Source organism: Candidatus Vicinibacter proximus (genome assembly GCA_016713905.1).
In the GTDB taxonomy this organism is placed as follows: Bacteria; Bacteroidota; Bacteroidia; order Chitinophagales; family Saprospiraceae; genus Vicinibacter; species Vicinibacter proximus.
Map to the genome: position 1 here is coordinate 1805491 of JADJOE010000003.1, position 17387 is coordinate 1822877.

15 protein-coding genes and 1 tRNA gene are annotated in these 17387 nt (G+C 37.0%); 10 read left to right on the forward strand and 6 right to left on the reverse strand.

Going from position 1 to position 17387, the window contains the following annotated elements; genetic code table 11:
- Positions 1–12 precede the first annotated feature (12 nt).
- From IPJ83_15765 to IPJ83_15810, 10 genes are all read left to right on the forward strand, one after another.
- Entirely contained in the window at positions 13–396 is a 384-nt protein-coding gene (locus tag IPJ83_15765; protein ID MBK7881996.1) for a hypothetical protein, read from the forward strand.
- A gap of 17 nt (positions 397–413) precedes the next feature.
- On the forward strand, positions 414–1388 hold the full coding sequence (locus IPJ83_15770; GenBank protein ID MBK7881997.1) for a hypothetical protein: 975 nt from the start codon (positions 414–416) through the stop codon (positions 1386–1388).
- 116 nt (positions 1389–1504) lie between these two features.
- Positions 1505–2011: a hypothetical protein gene (locus IPJ83_15775; protein ID MBK7881998.1), complete on the forward strand. Its 507-nt coding sequence runs from the start codon at positions 1505–1507 to the stop codon at positions 2009–2011.
- 95 nt (positions 2012–2106) lie between these two features.
- On the forward strand, positions 2107–4371 hold the full coding sequence (locus tag IPJ83_15780; GenBank protein MBK7881999.1) for an MMPL family transporter: 2265 nt from the start codon (positions 2107–2109) through the stop codon (positions 4369–4371).
- 269 nt (positions 4372–4640) lie between these two features.
- Entirely contained in the window at positions 4641–4934 is a 294-nt protein-coding gene (locus IPJ83_15785; protein ID MBK7882000.1) for a cytochrome c, read from the forward strand.
- Positions 4935–5136: 202 nt separating this feature from the next.
- Positions 5137–5349, forward strand: coding sequence for a hypothetical protein (locus IPJ83_15790; protein MBK7882001.1), 213 nt, complete (start codon positions 5137–5139; stop codon positions 5347–5349).
- Between the two features lie 22 nt (positions 5350–5371).
- Positions 5372–6313, forward strand: a complete 942-nt coding sequence (locus IPJ83_15795) for a 4Fe-4S dicluster domain-containing protein (protein MBK7882002.1) — start codon at positions 5372–5374, stop codon at positions 6311–6313.
- A 10-nt stretch (positions 6314–6323) separates the two neighbouring features.
- On the forward strand, positions 6324–7646 hold the full coding sequence (gene nrfD / locus IPJ83_15800; GenBank protein MBK7882003.1) for a polysulfide reductase NrfD: 1323 nt from the start codon (positions 6324–6326) through the stop codon (positions 7644–7646).
- A complete protein-coding gene (locus IPJ83_15805) occupies positions 7600–8526 on the forward strand; it encodes a hypothetical protein (protein MBK7882004.1) in 927 nt (308 codons plus the stop codon). The genes nrfD and IPJ83_15805 overlap by 47 nt, the downstream gene beginning before the upstream one ends.
- A gap of 407 nt (positions 8527–8933) precedes the next feature.
- Positions 8934–11255, forward strand: coding sequence for a CotH kinase family protein (locus IPJ83_15810; protein MBK7882005.1), 2322 nt, complete (start codon positions 8934–8936; stop codon positions 11253–11255).
- A gap of 103 nt (positions 11256–11358) precedes the next feature.
- On the opposite strand, the gene IPJ83_15815 is transcribed toward IPJ83_15810, so the two are convergent.
- The 6 genes from IPJ83_15815 to ruvX form a co-directional block, all read right to left on the reverse strand.
- Positions 11359–11754, reverse strand: coding sequence for an SRPBCC domain-containing protein (locus IPJ83_15815; protein MBK7882006.1), 396 nt, complete (start codon positions 11752–11754; stop codon positions 11359–11361).
- A 110-nt stretch (positions 11755–11864) separates the two neighbouring features.
- Entirely contained in the window at positions 11865–13985 is a 2121-nt protein-coding gene (locus tag IPJ83_15820; protein ID MBK7882007.1) for a T9SS type A sorting domain-containing protein, read from the reverse strand.
- A 154-nt stretch (positions 13986–14139) separates the two neighbouring features.
- On the reverse strand, positions 14140–15624 hold the full coding sequence (locus IPJ83_15825; GenBank protein MBK7882008.1) for a T9SS type A sorting domain-containing protein: 1485 nt from the start codon (positions 15622–15624) through the stop codon (positions 14140–14142).
- Between the two features lie 272 nt (positions 15625–15896).
- A tRNA-Ser gene (locus IPJ83_15830) sits at positions 15897–15987 on the reverse strand.
- A gap of 43 nt (positions 15988–16030) precedes the next feature.
- Complete coding sequence (locus IPJ83_15835; protein MBK7882009.1) at positions 16031–16825, reverse strand: TatD family hydrolase; 795 nt, start codon at positions 16823–16825, stop codon at positions 16031–16033.
- An 18-nt stretch (positions 16826–16843) separates the two neighbouring features.
- Positions 16844–17254, reverse strand: a complete 411-nt coding sequence (gene ruvX / locus IPJ83_15840) for a Holliday junction resolvase RuvX (GenBank protein ID MBK7882010.1) — start codon at positions 17252–17254, stop codon at positions 16844–16846.
- Between the last annotated feature and the right edge of the window lie 133 nt (positions 17255–17387).

Sequence of the window (17387 nt, forward strand, 5' to 3'; positions counted from 1 at the left end):
AAATCAAGTGTCATGAAACGATTAATTTATAATCTGGTATGGGTTCTGTTTCTTGGGTTGTTCCTGAATTCATGCTACAAAGATGTTATAAGTCCTGAAACAGACCCTGATGGCCCACCACAAGCGGTAAGTTTCAAAGAGGAGATTGCTCCTTTGGTTAAAACGAAATGTGGCTCAGACAAGGGTTGTCATGTTCCCGGTGATCACAAGCCTTATATGGATGATTTAAGTCTGACTTTTAGGAATCTGGTAAATGGTGGCTTTGTAAATACGCTTATACCGAAAGAAAGTACCCTATATATCCAAATCAACGGATCGATGGCGGAATACATTCCTTCAAAAGCGGACAGACAAAAGATTTACGACTGGATCAGAAACGGAGCACCTAATAACTAATTTCAAAAACAAAAGAAATGAAAGCTAATTCAATAATAAAATTCAACATGAGCTTCATCCTCTTTATGTTACTTGCTTGCACTGTTTGCTCAGTCGGTTTAGCGCAAGATGCAGAAGAGACTATGGACAAGCCGGCTAGAAAAGCCGTTAAAAACACTTTTGAAAGTGTTTGGCTCATTGACAATCAATCTGTGATGGTTCCAATAAAGGGTACGTTTGAATTTGATATTCAACACAGATTCGGTACAGTAAAAAATGGATTCGAAGATCTATATGGTCTTTTTGCTCCTTCTAATATTAGATTGGGAGTCAGCTATGTTCCAATAGATAATCTTAATTTAGGTATTGGTTTGACCAAATCCAACATGATTCTGGATGGAAGCGCCAAGTATGCCATCCTTAAACAAACTCAGGACAGTTGGGCCATGCCTGTAAGTGTTAGCTATTTTGGCAATTTATCGTATGACCTTAGAGAAGATGAGGATGGTACGCTTTATAAAAATGAAACTGACCGACTCAGATTTTTTAACCAACTGATTATAGCCCGCAAAATCACAGATAAATTTTCTGTTCAGGTGGCGCCAAGTATATCCTGGCAAAATTTTGTGTATGGTTTTTACAAAGTTACAGGAACAGACAGTTCCGGCTATGAAATCAAAGAGGTAGCGAATGAAATGAAACATGAACATATCGCCATCGCAGTAGGCGGCAGATACAAACTCACAGAAAGCATGTCGCTTATAGCTAACTATGATCAACCAATTACCAAGCATACTGCCAACAATCCAAATCCAAATATTTCCTTTGGTTTTGAATTTGGCACCAGTGGTCACGCATTTCAGATTTTCGCCGGAAACTATTATTACCTGAATCCTCAGAGAAATAATATTTTCAACGCAAACAGTCCACTTGAATATAAAAATGTGAACAACAATACCGTTAAGGGAGGAAATTTCCTGATTGGATTTAATATTACCAGATTGTTCAATTAAATCATCTATTCAGGTTAAACTGAATTATTACGAATCTTATTGATGCCCCGTAGAATTAATTTTCACGGGGCATTTTAAATTATTTAATATCTTTCCATTGGATATCAAATAACTTTATGAAATTTTCTATTCATTTAATTTTTGCTTTGATCATTTCTACATTTGGCTTGTCCTTTCTGAGCAGTTGTGGAAAAAATAATAAAAAAGAACAAACCCAAACCACTGAAAATTCAGGTACTAAAGTTAAGCCACCAAGCAGCAATCAGGACACTCTATACATTATTCCAAATTCCGCTGTCTTTTATAAACCGGATAGCATTCAGCTCCTAAAAATAAAATCACTGACAGAGCAATGGATTTTTGAAGGAAGTATGCATGAATATGAATTCCAGATTCGCAATGCCAAAATAGTACTTAAAAAAGATTGGCCTGAAATCCATATTTTGGACGAAACGGACAGTCGATTTCTGACCTTTCAATATACAAATGGAAGACTAGAAACCATTGACCTAAATCAATATAATGATCCATATGGGATGTTCCTCTATAATGGCCAAAAGCCTCCCGTTTTAGTGGACATGACAAATGTCGATCAGGCAATCTACTTTTATTTCAAGCAATAAATAAAAATTCAGCTTCATTAAATAAATGAAAAAAAAATAAGTTTTTAACTTTTGCTTGTTACCATAAATGTTTCTTGATCCTGAAATATAGAGAAATGAAAGAAATCCAGTCAAAGCCAATTCTCGCAATTATTTCTTTTATTACTCTATTAAGTCTGATTTCATTTAAGAGTTTATCATTTGACTTTCAGATAGAAGACTTTTTTCCAAAACACGATAAAGATGTAGAATTCTATTACAATTTTCAGGATAAATATAATGCCCGTATAGATGAAAATGCCCTAATCATTGCTTTGCAAAATAACAGTGGAATTTTTAATAAACTATTTCTTAAAAAAATAGATAGTCTCACCTTTCTGTTAAATAATTTACCCGACATCTTAAAAGTATACAGTATATCCAATACAAGTAATATTTACTACGTTGGAGAGAATTTAATCATAGAACCCCTTATCCATTTCAATACGCCAGATAAATATATTGAAGACTCCATTAGATTATTTAACGCACCTGAATACCGCAACTTATTCATTGGTAAAAATGGCCCGGTAATAGCCATCAGTGTATTCATTAATGATTATCTCAGCAAGGCCAAACAAATAGAACTCGTAACCCGTATAGATAGTTTAGTTGCCAGATTTAACTTTGATGAAGCCCACTCTGCATGCAAACTTAAAGTTGAAGCAGCATACACTCAGGAAATAAAAAAGAATCTGTTCAAATTCCTTTTCCTTTCCATTCTTTTGGTTTGCATTACCCTATACCTGATTTATAAATCTGCAATAGATACCATAATTCCATTGGGTATAATTTCTATATCTGTAGTGTGGATGTTGGGTGTAATATCTCTTTCAAAACATCCTATTGGTATTTTGTCCAGCCTATTGCCCCCCTTAATCGCGACCATAAGCCTTTCCAATATCATTTACTTGAGCACCAAATACCGAGAACTGATCCTTACCGGATTGTCCAAATCAGAAGCAACAAATCAAACCTTTCGTCAAATTGGTTTAGCGGCCATTCTTAGCTCCTCCACAAGTGCTCTGGGGTTCTATACGCTTTCTCTTTCTCCAATAAATCCTGTCGGAAGTTTTGGCCAATTTGCCGCTATTGGCATTTGCATTTCTTGCATTTTGACCATAACCATTTTGTATTTATTCTTTCAAAGTAGTTTTCAGAATAATTCCAACTCAATAATAAACACCTCCAGATTTTGGCATAGGATTTTGGATAAAACATTCACTAACCTTTTAAAATTCAGAATTACCGTCATTACTACACACTTAATTGCGCTTACAACAGCAATCTACTTCATGAGTAAGGTGGAAGTAAATGGCAGCTTAATCGGAGAAATTCCAAAACACCACCCGATACTTGCAGACAAAGATTTTATGGAACGCGAATTTGGAGGAATGCGTAGTTTTGAAATGGTACTGGACGCTGTGGATCCACAAAAGTCATTTGATCATATTGAAACCTTAACCAATGTCCAGGAAATTGAAAAATTTCTTAAAGACAGTTGTAATTTAGAATTTATCCTCTCGCCAATTCCCATGTATAAAGCAGCAAATAAAGCATTTTCAGGTGGCTCCTCTCAAAATTATATTCTCCCTTCAAAGCAAGATCAATTGGCTATTTATAAAGAAAAAATCAACCAAACCCAATATGGTGAAGATCTGATGAGATATCTGTCCGCCGATGGAAACACCCTTAGGATCAGTGGAAAAATGCCGGATATTAACCTCAAGGATTTTAAAGCTGTAGAAAAAAAAATCGAAAATTACTTTTCCGCAAATCATTTGAATTCAAAGATCAAATACACCCTAACCGGATCTTCTCAAATTTTGGATAAAATACCGGAATACCTGGTTAAGAATATTTTGCCTGGTTTAGTGATTGCATTGATATTACTTTCATGTATCTCTTTATTTTTATTTAGAAATTGGAAAATCATTCCTATTGTGACTTTTACCAACATCCTGCCCCTGGCTTTTGTGGCTGGTATAATGGGAATGTTTGGAATATTTTTAAAGACAGATACAGCCATTATCTTTTCAGTTTCTTTTGGCATGTCCGTGGATAATGCCATAAATTACATAAATCGCTACAGAACAGAAGTAAAGAAAAATCAATCTATAGAGGATGGTTTAAGGGCTGCATTCTTACAAATTGCCAAACCAATGGCCATAAATACTTTTGTCCTGGTGATTGGGTTTATGAGCCTGATGTTCTCTGACTTTGGGAGCATTTTTTATATTGGACTATTGATAACCTTGGTGTTGATTTTTGGACTTATATGTAATTTAAGCCTTCTTCCTGTTCTGGTATCCCTCCTTATTAAAGAAAAAGGAAAATATTAGATAGACATGAAAATCATCGGAACGAATGACCGCAATCATTTGTTGAAACAAATTGTGTTACTACATTGCACTATGTTTCTTGTAATTTCAACCGAAGGTGCTTGAATTCAAGGGTGTGTGTGTTCTAATCATTTTTTATTTTATCACTTAAATCAGAAATCGTGAGAAATTTAGTTTTCGCTTTCGCTTTTATCTTTACTGCATGGATCCTATCGACAAATGCAGTTTCAGCACAAAAGCCATGGGATGCACCTGCAAAATCTGCCTCCATGGCAAATCCGGTTAAAACCAGCCCGGCTTCCGTAGCTGCCGGCAAATCACTTTGGGTTAAACATTGTCAGTCTTGTCATGGTAAAACGGGCAAGGGGGATGGTTCAAAAGCCGCCCAGCTCAAAACCGAACCTGGCGATTTTACCACTGCAAGTTTTCAAGGTCAATCTGATGGGTCTATTTACTATAAAACCGTTACAGGTCGCGATGACATGCCGAGTTTTAAGAAAAAAATACCTGATCAGGATGATTTGTGGAATTTGGTCAATTTCGTAAGATCTCTAAAAAAATAATCATCTTAAACCTCCGTTTGAATCTTTCGATTCGAGCGGAGGTTTTTTTAATCCCCGACCCTACCTCATTTTGTAGTGTCTAAAGATCCGGGATTCATTCTTCAATTTCTATTTGTAGTTAGTTTATTGCTTGTTGTTCGCGCTGTGTCAGCTGCGAGCACGGTTATTCCACTTTAAATTTTGAACAATTATGACAAAAAATATGATCACAAGAAAAAGTTTTATCCTATGGGGGACTTCTGTAATTGCCTTTGCGTCTTTGTTCAAAACAAAACTGTTCAACAAAATGGAGACGCCCGGCACTTCAAAATTTCTAACCCAGGATGGCAGATTGGTTGAAGTAGAAAATAAACATGTAAAGAAAAGTGGCATCAAAATGCTCACCACAGAGCTGCTGCATTGGATTAAAAAATAGTTGACTTCTAAACAAATTTAAAATGAAGGACGAAAAAGATACTTCCAGACGAGATTTTATCGGACAGGGATTACTTACTGTTTTAGCTCTGTCGTCATGCGGAGAAAAAGCTAACCCATTTCATCCCGGCGACGAGGTAAAGCCATCCGGAGAAAAAGTAAAATTACTATCTGTCACAGGAGAGATCATAGAAGTAGATAAAGCATATTTAAAGCCTGTTCCGGATGTACCGCATCTGTCGAACGAAGAAGAAAGAATTGGAATTCCGGGTAAAAAATTTGCGATGGTCATCGACCTTTCCAGATGTAAAAACCTTAAAAAATGTCAAGAAGCATGTAACCATATGCATCATGTTCATCCAGGTCAAAGTTGGATAAAGGTTTATTCCATGCAAGATGCCGATCATTCTGCTCCTTATTGGCAACCAACCACGTGTATGCATTGTGACGAACCTCCTTGCGTAAAGGTATGTCCTGTGGACGCAACTTTCAAACGACAGGATGGGATTGTTCTCATCGATAGCGACAGGTGTGTAGGATGTAGATTTTGTATGGCCGCTTGCCCTTATTCCACAAGGGTTTTTAATTGGGAAGAACCAAAAATTCCATTAGAAATCGCCCAGCAACCTTACCATTGTGAGACAAGTGTTCCACAAAAAAAAGGAACAGTCGGGAAATGTGATTTTTGCCCCGACATGGTAAGAAAAGGTGAATTGCCTCATTGCGTTTCTTCTTGTCCAAACGGGGTGTTTTTCTTCGGTGATATGAACGAAGATTCTGTGACCAATGGCGCCGAAACATTTAAATTTTCTGAACTCATAAAAGATAAAGCCGGGTACAGACTTATGGAGGACTTAGGAACCAAACCAAGTGTTTACTACCTCCCACCGGTGAACAGGAACTTCCCTTATGAAGCAGGATTAGAAAATGAAGCTGCAAGGGAAAAAGAAATGACCAAACATTAAATTCCTACCTATGAACTCTACATCGATTGCTAAATCCGACAAAATAATTAAAGATCTACTTCCAAAAAAATTTGGAAGGATGGGTACGATTTGGGTAGCGTGTTTGCTCTTGATTTGTGCATTTGGAGCATATGCCTACTTTCTCCAATTGAAAGATGGACTTACTGTTACCGCTATGGGAGATTATGTTTCCTGGGGAATATACATATCCAATTTCGTTTTCTTTGTTGCCATAAGTTTGGTTGGTTCGCTAATAACTGCCATCTTCCGTTTGGCAAATATCCATTGGAGTACTCCAATAACTAGAATTGCCGAAATCATTGCGGTGTCTGCAATATTCTTCGCATCCTTGATCATCATTGTGGACATGGGTCGTCCGGAAAGACTCTTAAACTTGTTTTTGCACCCAAGACTACAATCGCCAATAGTTTGGGATGTCGTAGTTATCGGCACCTATTTTTTGATCAGTCTTTTACTACTTTACCTTCCCCTGTTGCCGGATCTGAAAATCATGATCAAAAATAAAAACACCGAACCAGGATGGCTTAACAAATTGTATCGCTTTCTTGGATCTTTTTGGCAAGGGTCCGCAGATCAAAAGAAAATAAACAATCATTCGATTACCATTCTGAGTATTATGATTATCCCCGTTGCCTTTTGTATCCACACCGTGACTTCATGGCTTTTTGCAACAACATACAGACCGGGATGGGACAGTACAAATTTCGGGGCTTATTTTGTATCCGGTGCTTTTCTGGTCGGTGCCGGTGGTGTAGTGACGGCGATGTATGTTTTTCGTAAAGTGTATAAGTTAGAAAAATACATTACAGACATGCATTTTGAAAGAATGGGCAAGGCTGTAGTTTTACTCGCCTTTTTATATCTTTATTTTAACATCAATGAATATCTTGTTCCGGCATTTAAAATGAAAAAGCCGGAAGAGGCGCACTTAACAGAACTCTTTACCGGACATTTTGCACCAATGTTCTGGTTTGCTATTATTGTCGGTATGCTCTTGCCAATAGCCATATTGATCACTAAACAGGGTCGAAAACCAACCTGGGTATTTGCTGCAGGTGTTATGGTGGTTGTGGGTGCATGGTTTAAAAGATATCTGATCGTTACGCCTACCCTACTACATCCTTTTTTACCGATGCAGGATGTGCCCGAGAAATTTATGTTCTATTTCCCTACCTGGCAAGAATGGGCCATAGCCATGGGATCCTTGGCCGGGGCCTTGTTGGTGATTACCATATTCGCCAGGATTTTCCCTATTATTCCTATTCATGAAACAATTACAGGAGAAGATGAAAACGCTGAACAACTTATTTAAATCATACTTACTGCCGGTAGTCATTTTTGCTTTTGCAATCCCTTCATGGGCTCAAAAAGATACTGCGGAAGTCGTAAAGAAAAAACCGTTTCTAAGTCTAAAGTATTTCAACATCCAAAATGAAATTCATTATTTGGTTTTTCAGGGAATGTTAAAATCAAAAACAAACCTGGAACCATTGGCTAAAAGAAATCTGACCGTCTTTCTAAATGATGAAACGGAGGCGTCAAATAAAATTGGAAGTTTTGTAACGGATTTTGAAGGAAGAGCAAACATCCAGATTCCAGTAGCGTTCGCAGACGCATGGAAACAATCCAATCAACATAAATTCATCGCCATCCTGGATTCAGTAGATGAAATGGGCGTTCTACAAACGGAAACCGAAATCACAAAATTCAAATTATTGTTGGACACGCTCAACGAAGAGGATGTTCGTAAAATTAAAATTTCCTGCCTCGAACTTACCGATACCTTGTGGACACCGGTAGCTGACGTGGAAGTACGCGTGGGGATAAAAAGATTGTCTTCCATTTTGCCGGTTGGGGAAGAAGCTACAGCAACGACCGATTCTTCAGGTACAGCCATCGTCGATTTCACCATTGATTCAATACCCGGTGACGCTCAGGGAATGATTTTCATTGCTGCAAAAATAGAGGACAATGATGTTTATGGAAATCTAAGCTATGAAATGAAAGTGCCATGGGGCAATGCAAGTTCCTACACCAATCCTTATGGTAAAAGATCCCTTTGGGCAACAGGAGACAAGGTGCCAATGTGGTTACTTACCTTGGCATGTGGCATTATATTCTCTGTTTGGGGTACATTGATTTATTTGGTTCTTCAACTCTTTAAAGTCCGAAAATTAGGCTTAAAGGCTTGATGGTTTTTGTAAATTAAGACGATCCTATAAAAGAATTTTCTTTATCCTAGAAATTTTTCAATTCAGTGATGAATTGAATGGAGGAGATTGATTTTTTTTCATATGTAGACAGAAAAGGATTTTCGCTTTTTTGAAAGTAATCTCCTTTTGTTTTCCTAAATGAATGGCAAGCTTCAATTTAGGGACATATTTCATTCAGCTTTTTATTAATTTGCCTAATTACTTCAATAAGCGTTAAAAATTGGTGGTGAATGAAGTATTTATTGACCCCAATTTAGAATTCCATAAAACGATTGGTTTATTTTAATCCTATATGATTGAGTACAAAAAGGCCTCTTGATCTCTTTCTATATAAGAGTCCAGGGATTCATATCTTTGTACTTTCCTCTTAGACGATAAACCAATTTATGAATTCAAAAAAGATATCCTTGAAGACATTTGGAGCGCTTGCTCTTTCCATTTACTGCATCCTATTTCCCCTTGCTTACCTTTTGGGTCAAAATAGTGATTTCTATGACATCCATGAGATTCAGGAAATTAAGATATATTTTGATTACGACAATTGGGATTACCGTCTGGATACTGCCAAAGCCGGAAAGGAAGACTACATTCTTGCAAAATCATGCCTTATAAACGGTATTTTGTTTGATAGTGTGGGTGTTAAATACAAGGGCAATAGTTCTTATAGAAATACCTATGTAAAAAACCCTCTCCACATTAAGTTGGACTGGATTTTGGATAAACAGGATTATCAAAATTATTCCAGTATAAAGCTGGGAAACAATTTTTCAGACCCTTCAGCGGTTCGTGAAGCTTTGTCTTACAATATACTTTCCAATTATATGGATTGCTCCAAAGCTAACTTTTCGAAGGTCTATATTAACGACAAATACATCGGCTTGTATACCAATGTGGAGGCTGTTAATAAGAAATTCTGTAGTGATCATTTTGGCAGTGCAGATCACGTATTTGTCAAAGGTAATCCGGATCGCCCCGGAGTAAATTCAACAAGCAATTTGGTGTTTAATACCTATGATAGCACTAAATATTATAGTTATTATGGAATGGAAAATGGATTTGGATGGGCCAAATTAATAGCGTTGATGGACACACTAAAAAATAATTCTACAGCACTCCCTAAAATCATGGATATCGACAGAGCAATATGGATGCATGCATTCAATAGTGTTTTTTCGAATTACGACAGTTATACCGGTTCATTCTCCCAAAATTACTATCTCTATGAAGACGACTATGGTCGCTTTCTTCCAATCATTTGGGATCTCAACATGAGTATAGGCGGCTTTCCCGGTGGCATAGGTGGAGGTGGCGGTACCACAACAGATAAAATCCCTTTTTTCAATGGGGAAACAAACGCAGCCAGACCATTGATTCAAAAAATATTACAGGTTCCTCAGTACAAAAGAATGTATACTGCCCACGTAAGAACATTCTGTAATGAATTTGTTGCCAATAAAGAATTTGAAGTAATTGCTAAAAAATATCAAACCATTGTGGATTCATTGGTTAAAACAGACCCAAATAGTCTGACCACTTATTCTGCTTTTCAAACTTCTTTGACTGCAGCTATTTCATCAGGTGGTGGGCCCGGTGGTGCGGTGCCCGGAATTTCAACTTTAATGAACGCCCGCCTCAACTATTTTAAAACAATATCTGAATTCAACGCGATTCCACCTGCTATTGTAAAAATTAATTGGGATAATGCTTCTCCGAAGATTGAGGATACTGTTTGGATTAACGTTACTTTAGATTCTAAGGCTGAGATTTATCTTGGTTTTAGAAGGAAGAAGAGCCGTCCTTTTGAAAAGAAAATATTATTTGATGATGGTCTTCACCACGATGGACTGGCAGGTGATGGGGTGTATGGGAATTTTGTGATTCCTGATTCCAGAAAAACTCAATATTATATTTATGCAGAAAATACCCAGGCAGGAATTTTCTCTCCTGAAAGAGCCGAATTCGAATACCACATTTTGGAAGCTAGTGAACCATACCCTCTTCTGCAAAAAGGAGAAGTTGTGATCAACGAACTAATGAGCAGCAACCAAAGCTATATCTTGGATATGAGTGATGATAAGTACGAAGATTGGGCGGAGTTATACAACAATACAAACCAGGAAATCGATCTTGGCGGTCTGTATTTCTCAGATGACTTTACCAAAAAAGATAAATGGGAATTTCCAAAAGGAACGGTAATTCCTGCAAAAGGACGACTGGTTATGTGGTTGGATGAAGACAGCTCGGAACCAACTGGACTTCATGCCAATTTTAAATTGTCGGCCGGTGGTGAGGAACTTATTTTATCCAGACCGGATGGAACCATCCTGGACAGTTTGAGCTTCGGGGCAATACCAACAGACAATTCATTGGAAAGATGCCCGGATGGAATCGGTACTTTTGCAATAACCGCAAAACCTACCTATGACAAAGTTAATTGCAATGTTTCCAGTAATGAAGATCAACAGGTGAATGTTCAGTGGAGTGTTTTTCCAAACCCTGCTTTGGATAATTTCAAGGTGCAATTTGATGAATATGTTTCTGGTATTGTTTTTATCCAGGATTTAAATGGAGTAATCAAATTCAGAAAGGAATTCTCTCTTGAAGAACAAATATCTATTTCTCTGAATGATATACCTTCAGGTATGTATTTAGTCCATATTAACCTGGATACCAATCAAAAGTTAGTAAAGAAAATAATTGTCTTGTAGCATTAAAATTTTCAACCACAAAGCAATTGCAAATTGTTTTATCCAATTCTTAAATTCTAAGATAGAAATCTTTGATGTTTAAGAATAAAAATAAATGTAGTATTTACCTCTTTAATGAATTAAAATAAATCTCCATCGGCTTGAAATAATAATCCTGCCAACCTTTAATATATTGGTCATCACTTTCTGGAAGATTTTTGTGTAATAATCTCAATACAGTTTGTCCATCTTCAGTCGGCTCAAGTTGTATTTCGATCAAGCTATCCGCTTGCCCTTCATCAAACTCTGTGGTTCTCCAGAATTGAATAATTTTTCTTCCTTGTTCAAGTTCCACATTCCTACCACTGATATATCCATCCCATGCAGTGAATTCATCACCTTCACGATCTGATACATTTGCCTCCGCCCCGGTCATTTCGGTGTGCGCTTTTGAATCCAGAAAAGACGTAAAAATTACTTCAGGCAAAACATTAAAAACATGAATTAATTCAAATTCCATATTAGATTTCCTGCATTTAAAAAACGAAAAATAACATAAGCCTACTTTACGACACTCAGGTCAATCAGGATCCAAAATATCCTGGTATCGGATTATATCCAAATTTACACTTACAGTTTAATGATCTTTTTCTTGAATACCTTATCCTTTAACTTTACCACAAGTATATACATTCCGGATTTTAGTTCAGACAAGTTTAAGTCAAAGCTTAAGACCTCCCCAGCCCAGGTTCCTCCCCTTGTCTGGTACATCAATTTACCCTGGAGATCATAAACTTGTATAAGCGCCAATTCATTTACATGATCTGAAACCGCATTCAACACAATTTGTATTTGTTCAGTAAATGGATTCGGACTAACTATAAATTGAACATCTTTCTTATCCACTTTCGTGCCTGTACTTGTTTTAGTTTCATCCACACAATTTGGACAGAAATAACTACTGTCTTCAAGACACAAAAAAGCTGTATACAAGCTCATTACTCTGGAATCGATGCTAAGGCTAATCGCATCACTAATTCTGGCAGGATTCTTCCCTCCTGCTGCTTCATAATATTTAATTTGATAATCTGCCCAAATCTGCTCTAATGTTTTGTCTGTCGCCACAAGGTAAGAAGAATCGATCTGTAAAAATTTATTGTAAACCTTGCCTTCTGACTCACCTGTTATATCTATGAAGAAAGGCAGCTCCCCTTTGTATTTTCCAACCTGAAAAATGAATTCATTCAATCCAATTTTATCGTATGTCACTGGATGATACCTGGAATACGTGTAGCCATTTAAGGGCTTTGGATAAATCTGTGGATTGGTCAGGACAGGTACTGAATTTGTCACAGCAATTCCAATGGTACCAATCAAGGATTGTTGCCCTCCTAAAAAAACATTACTGCTTCCCCTGCTTATCCTAGCAAGGTTAGTTAGAAAATACTGGTTATTGCAAAAATACTGGCTTCCATAATTACTGCAATTTACATTTACAGAGCTAACATCCGCTATATGAAATGGCACTCTTTCAAGTCCTTCGGATTTTAGCGCTTCAATAAGTAAATTTGCCGAACTGACATTGTGAAATCCCGCTCCTGATGTAATAAAAAGAATATTTCCACCGGCCCCTGAATTAATCATCCAATGCAAAGTTTCATTCATCAACAATGCTGAGGAAGAAATAGAAGAAATCTGGTTTGAAATATTATTAAATACTTCTTCTATTTTATCATCGGTGGCATTTAACCATTGCGTAGAATATAGTTGATATTGAAACCCCTTGGTGAAACTTACATTAAATTCATCCTTATCTCCAAGTTCTTTCTTTAGATTGGTAATGATGGAACTAAATACAGGAATTTTTCCTACAATATTTGACATGTCCAGATCAAGACAAATCATCAGACTGTGTGTAGGTTTTGATTCCAAAAAAGAATTTGGTTCTATTGCCAGCTGATAATACTGCTCACCGTTTCTTTCAAAAGTGGAAAAAATAACTGGCGATGGTTTTAATACCTGGACTATAAATTCCATATTCTCGCTATAGTCTTTAAACAAACTTATTCCATTATAGTAGATTGCTCCGCTTGGATCGGATTTCCGATATAAACTGACAGGTTCGCCCTTTGAATTGAAAACAGCCGGAGATGTGTAGCCAGCATGCTCAAAATATACAACTTTCAGCAAATCAACTTTACTGAACCCAACATTTAAATAATTACTTACCAGTTGGGAGGATAATTTATCCCGACCTATTGTCGAAGGTATGAGATAGGTGATTTTTATTTTCCTCGAACCCGTACCACTCATTGGAAATATTTTTAATAAATATTGAGTAGCAGATTCTTTAAAAAGCAAAGATGGGTCTCTTCTGCGTTTAACTATGTTTTCATATATGCCGGATGCAGTCCACTTATCATAGAGTTTGCCTTTACTTATTGTGTTTTCATCAAGCCACAACCAGGTATCGGTAACAATTGCACCTGCCGGCAAATCAAACCGATAGCTTATTTCCAATGAATCCGTAACTTTGAATCCCTGTCCTCGCGCAGAAATGGTAAGATACATGCTCTGCTCTGTATATAGCCCTTTCGAACGTACGACCAAAAATGCACTGTCAATACTTCCCGGCCGGACATAATTGGCAAAACGCACATCAGAAACTGTAAGTTGATTGTATGCGCTCAGTATAAACTGTGATCCAATAAAAAATAGGATGAATAAAACGATTTTTTTAGCTGGCTTCATAATAAGTAGGTTTAAATGCAAAACGTTTAAACTCTTAAAATGTGCATTACATTCTTCAAATTAGAGAATCAACTTATAAACTTTTCCCTGCAATTTAGTCAAATAAAAGCAGAATCCAAAATTAAAATAGTAATCATTACACAATTTTGTAGGCTTAATTTTTAATAAATTTAAGACATTCTCCGTTTCCTTTGATGAAATAAATTCCGGGTAATAAATTTAAAATTGGCACATTTTGGTTGGCATCAAAATTAAATAGCTTGTTTCCAAGTGAATTAAATAGTTCCAGTTTCTGATTCCCTGATTCTGATTTCACTATGAATTGATCTGATACTGGATTGGGAAAAATTTTCAATTTTCTAATCGGTTCTTTTCTATAGTTCTCGACTACCCCTACGTTCGCTTGAAATTCAATTGCACCAATACTCCTCGCACCTTTTGAGTATGGCTTTCCATAATAATCAAGGAGAGGCTCTGTTTGATTTTTACCTGCACCTATTGCAGGACTGGATTTAACTAAATTGAAATTCTGTTTTGGCCCATCCACAAAAATTACTGTGGACGATCCAAAATTTAATGGACTTTTATCCTTTATTAAATCCAAGGCAGGGGAATCCCAATAAGGACCATTAAACACGCCTTGAATTATGCTGTAATAGATATTCTTATCAAACACCACAGCATCTGCTGGCTGAGTCCCTCCATTAAAATAAGCAGATTGGTCAAATGCAAAAATATTATTCTCCACTATATTTCCGTAAAGTTGCGGATACAATATACTGGTAGTCAAAAAGCGCAAGGTTGCCTGCCCACATGAATAAAATGTATTGTTGATGACTTTGCATTCTCTTGCAGAGGACAAAGCAACTCCTCTATATCCACCAATAATAATATTCGAAAAGAATTTTAAATTCTTGACTTCAAATCTGTCTTCAGGACAATAAAATTGAGGACTGGTATCGCCTCCCAATTCAAATGCAACCCAACTGGGCTGCGACGCATTGATAAAAATATTGCGTTCCATTAAAATGTTTGAGGAACCGCCTTTAATGTGTCCTCCGGTAAGACAATTCTCCAATCGGTTACCACTTATTACTCCGTTGCGACAAGTGTTGTAGTCCATTGCGCCGCAAACAGGAAAATCTTTAAAAACATTGTTACTCACCACAAAACTATCCACCCCGGCCAACTTAAATGCTACGATTGCTGCGGCATCTGTGGTATTGGAAAAATAACAACTATCCACCTGAATAAACTTGGACTGGGTAATGCAACTGCCTCCATTGTCCACACTAAATAATCGCCCTTTGTTTATTGCGTTACCTCTGAAAACTAAATGTTGAAATCGCAAATATGCACAACTTACAAATTGCCATCCCCCCGAAATATCTATAACATCATTTTGGTATCTGGTTATAACAATCCAACGCATAGGACTACCCTTCAAATTTGTCACTAATTGGTAACCTGAATAAGATCCTTTATGTAAATAAACAGTATCCCCGGGTTTTATTGCACCAACATTCACCGCATCTTTTATGTTGGCATATTTTTGTCCTGGACCTAAATGTACTTGCGCAAAACATGCCCAGTAAGACAAAAACAAAATCCCAAAAGTCAAATGTATTTTTAAAGCCATATAGCAGATATTAGTTCAGCCAAAATTAATAAAAACTAAATTCCCATATAAACTTATGGTCAGTTCGTCCATTGTATGCTCATTAATTGCAGAACGACTTAAACACATGATAAAAAAACTGAAAACACGATTAAGTATTCCAAGATTACCAACCATGACAAAAAATCAACTCGTCATGGCAATCTTCTATGCAAAAGTATCCACCGTTTAGAAAATGAGCACAACCCCTTGGCAACGATAAGTTAACTTGAAAATGGGGTTTGTATGAAAATTGGCGGAGAGTTAGGGATTCGAACCCTAGATACCCTTTTGGGGTATACACACTTTCCAGGCGTGCTCCTTCGACCACTCGGACAACTCTCCAACATCATAGCTTTTTACAAAGCGGGCGCAAGATAAAGATTTTCTAGGATTTAGAGGATACCAATTCGGGGTAAAAGACGGCTTTTGCATTTTGGGTCGTAATTTTGCTTACTTCTTCCAAACTTATGTTCAAAATCTCGCCAATCCTGGTACCTATAACTGGTATATAAGCCGGCTCATTGCGTTTTCCTCTATAAGGCACTGGACTCAAGTAGGGCGCATCTGTTTCCAGTACAATTCTGTCCAGACCCAATTTTATTAACAATCCAGGTAAATCTGTTTTTTTATAGGTAACTACCCCTCCTATTCCAAGATAAAAACCCAACTGAATAAGCCGTTGAGCTTGCTCAAGGGTCCCGCTGAAGCAATGGAATACACCCGTAATCTTGCCATCCTGAAGCTTTTCCAAAATGCTTAGGGCTTCCTCAGTAGCCTCTCTGGTATGCACACTAACCGGCAACCCTGTTTCCCGACTCCATTTTAATTGGATGGTATAAGCATCTATTTGCCGATCAATACTTGTTTTGTCCCAATATAAATCGAGACCTATTTCCCCAATACCTTTGCAAGAGTTTTCTGCTAAAGCTTTTTCAATACAGCTTAATTCTTCAAGATAATTTTCTTTAACAGAACAAGGGTGCAAACCCATCATGATGTCACAATGATTTGGGTATTCACTTTTCATCCTGACAACTTGATCAATAGTATCTGCTTCTATGTTAGGTAACAGTATCTTTTCCAGACCTGATTCAACAGCTCTGTCCATCATCTCTTTTAAATCCTCTTGAAAATCTGAAAGATAAATATGTGTGTGCGTGTCAATCCAATAATTTCTCATAAAATGTTGTGTTGCTGTTCAATAATGTCCAAGATATTCCTGCAGTATAATCACCGCACTAATGCGATCTACAAGTCTCTTGTCTCTTCTTTTCATTTTAGGAGTTCCACTAAGTAGAATAGCCTCTTTCGCTTTGACAGAGGTGAAGGATTCTTCCTGAAAATCAAATTTTACTTGTGGTAACTTTTCGTGTAGATTTTTACAAAACGTTTTTACCTCTTGTGTTAAATGAGTTTCATTGCCATCGGTATGTAATGGTAACCCAAAGACAATTTTTTCTATTTGCTCCAACTTACAATAAGACAATAGGTACTCCTCTATATTCTCTGTATCAATAGTATCCAATGCACTAACAATCATTTGTAATGGATCAGTAACTGCGATGCCACAACGTTTTTTACCGTAATCAATGGATAGTATGCGTCCCATTATAAAATTTAAAACACAAAATTAGATACATTCATGCAGAACCGTTAAAATAACCTCGAAACTGTATAAAAAAAAGAACCCCCCTTAGGTCATTACCTAAGGGAGGGTCCCATCCCAAAAACAGTAAACTCTT

Bases quoted from the DNA above. Each gene is read 5' to 3' on its own strand.
- IPJ83_15765 (MBK7881996.1), top strand. From the start codon at position 13: ATGAAACGATTAATTTATAATCTGGTATGGGTTCTGTTTCTTGGGTTG.
- IPJ83_15770 (MBK7881997.1), top strand. From the start codon at position 414: ATGAAAGCTAATTCAATAATAAAATTCAACATGAGCTTCATCCTCTTT.
- IPJ83_15775 (MBK7881998.1), top strand. From the start codon at position 1,505: ATGAAATTTTCTATTCATTTAATTTTTGCTTTGATCATTTCTACATTT.
- IPJ83_15780 (MBK7881999.1), top strand. From the start codon at position 2,107: ATGAAAGAAATCCAGTCAAAGCCAATTCTCGCAATTATTTCTTTTATT.
- IPJ83_15785 (MBK7882000.1), top strand. From the start codon at position 4,641: ATGGCAAATCCGGTTAAAACCAGCCCGGCTTCCGTAGCTGCCGGCAAA.
- IPJ83_15790 (MBK7882001.1), top strand. From the start codon at position 5,137: ATGATCACAAGAAAAAGTTTTATCCTATGGGGGACTTCTGTAATTGCC.
- IPJ83_15795 (MBK7882002.1), top strand. From the start codon at position 5,372: ATGAAGGACGAAAAAGATACTTCCAGACGAGATTTTATCGGACAGGGA.
- nrfD (MBK7882003.1), top strand. From the start codon at position 6,324: ATGAACTCTACATCGATTGCTAAATCCGACAAAATAATTAAAGATCTA.
- IPJ83_15805 (MBK7882004.1), top strand. From the start codon at position 7,600: ATGAAACAATTACAGGAGAAGATGAAAACGCTGAACAACTTATTTAAA.
- IPJ83_15810 (MBK7882005.1), top strand. From the start codon at position 8,934: ATGAATTCAAAAAAGATATCCTTGAAGACATTTGGAGCGCTTGCTCTT.
- IPJ83_15815 (MBK7882006.1), bottom strand. From the start codon at position 11,754: ATGGAATTTGAATTAATTCATGTTTTTAATGTTTTGCCTGAAGTAATT.
- IPJ83_15820 (MBK7882007.1), bottom strand. From the start codon at position 13,985: ATGAAGCCAGCTAAAAAAATCGTTTTATTCATCCTATTTTTTATTGGA.
- IPJ83_15825 (MBK7882008.1), bottom strand. From the start codon at position 15,624: ATGGCTTTAAAAATACATTTGACTTTTGGGATTTTGTTTTTGTCTTAC.
- IPJ83_15835 (MBK7882009.1), bottom strand. From the start codon at position 16,825: ATGAGAAATTATTGGATTGACACGCACACACATATTTATCTTTCAGAT.
- ruvX (MBK7882010.1), bottom strand. From the start codon at position 17,254: ATGGGACGCATACTATCCATTGATTACGGTAAAAAACGTTGTGGCATC.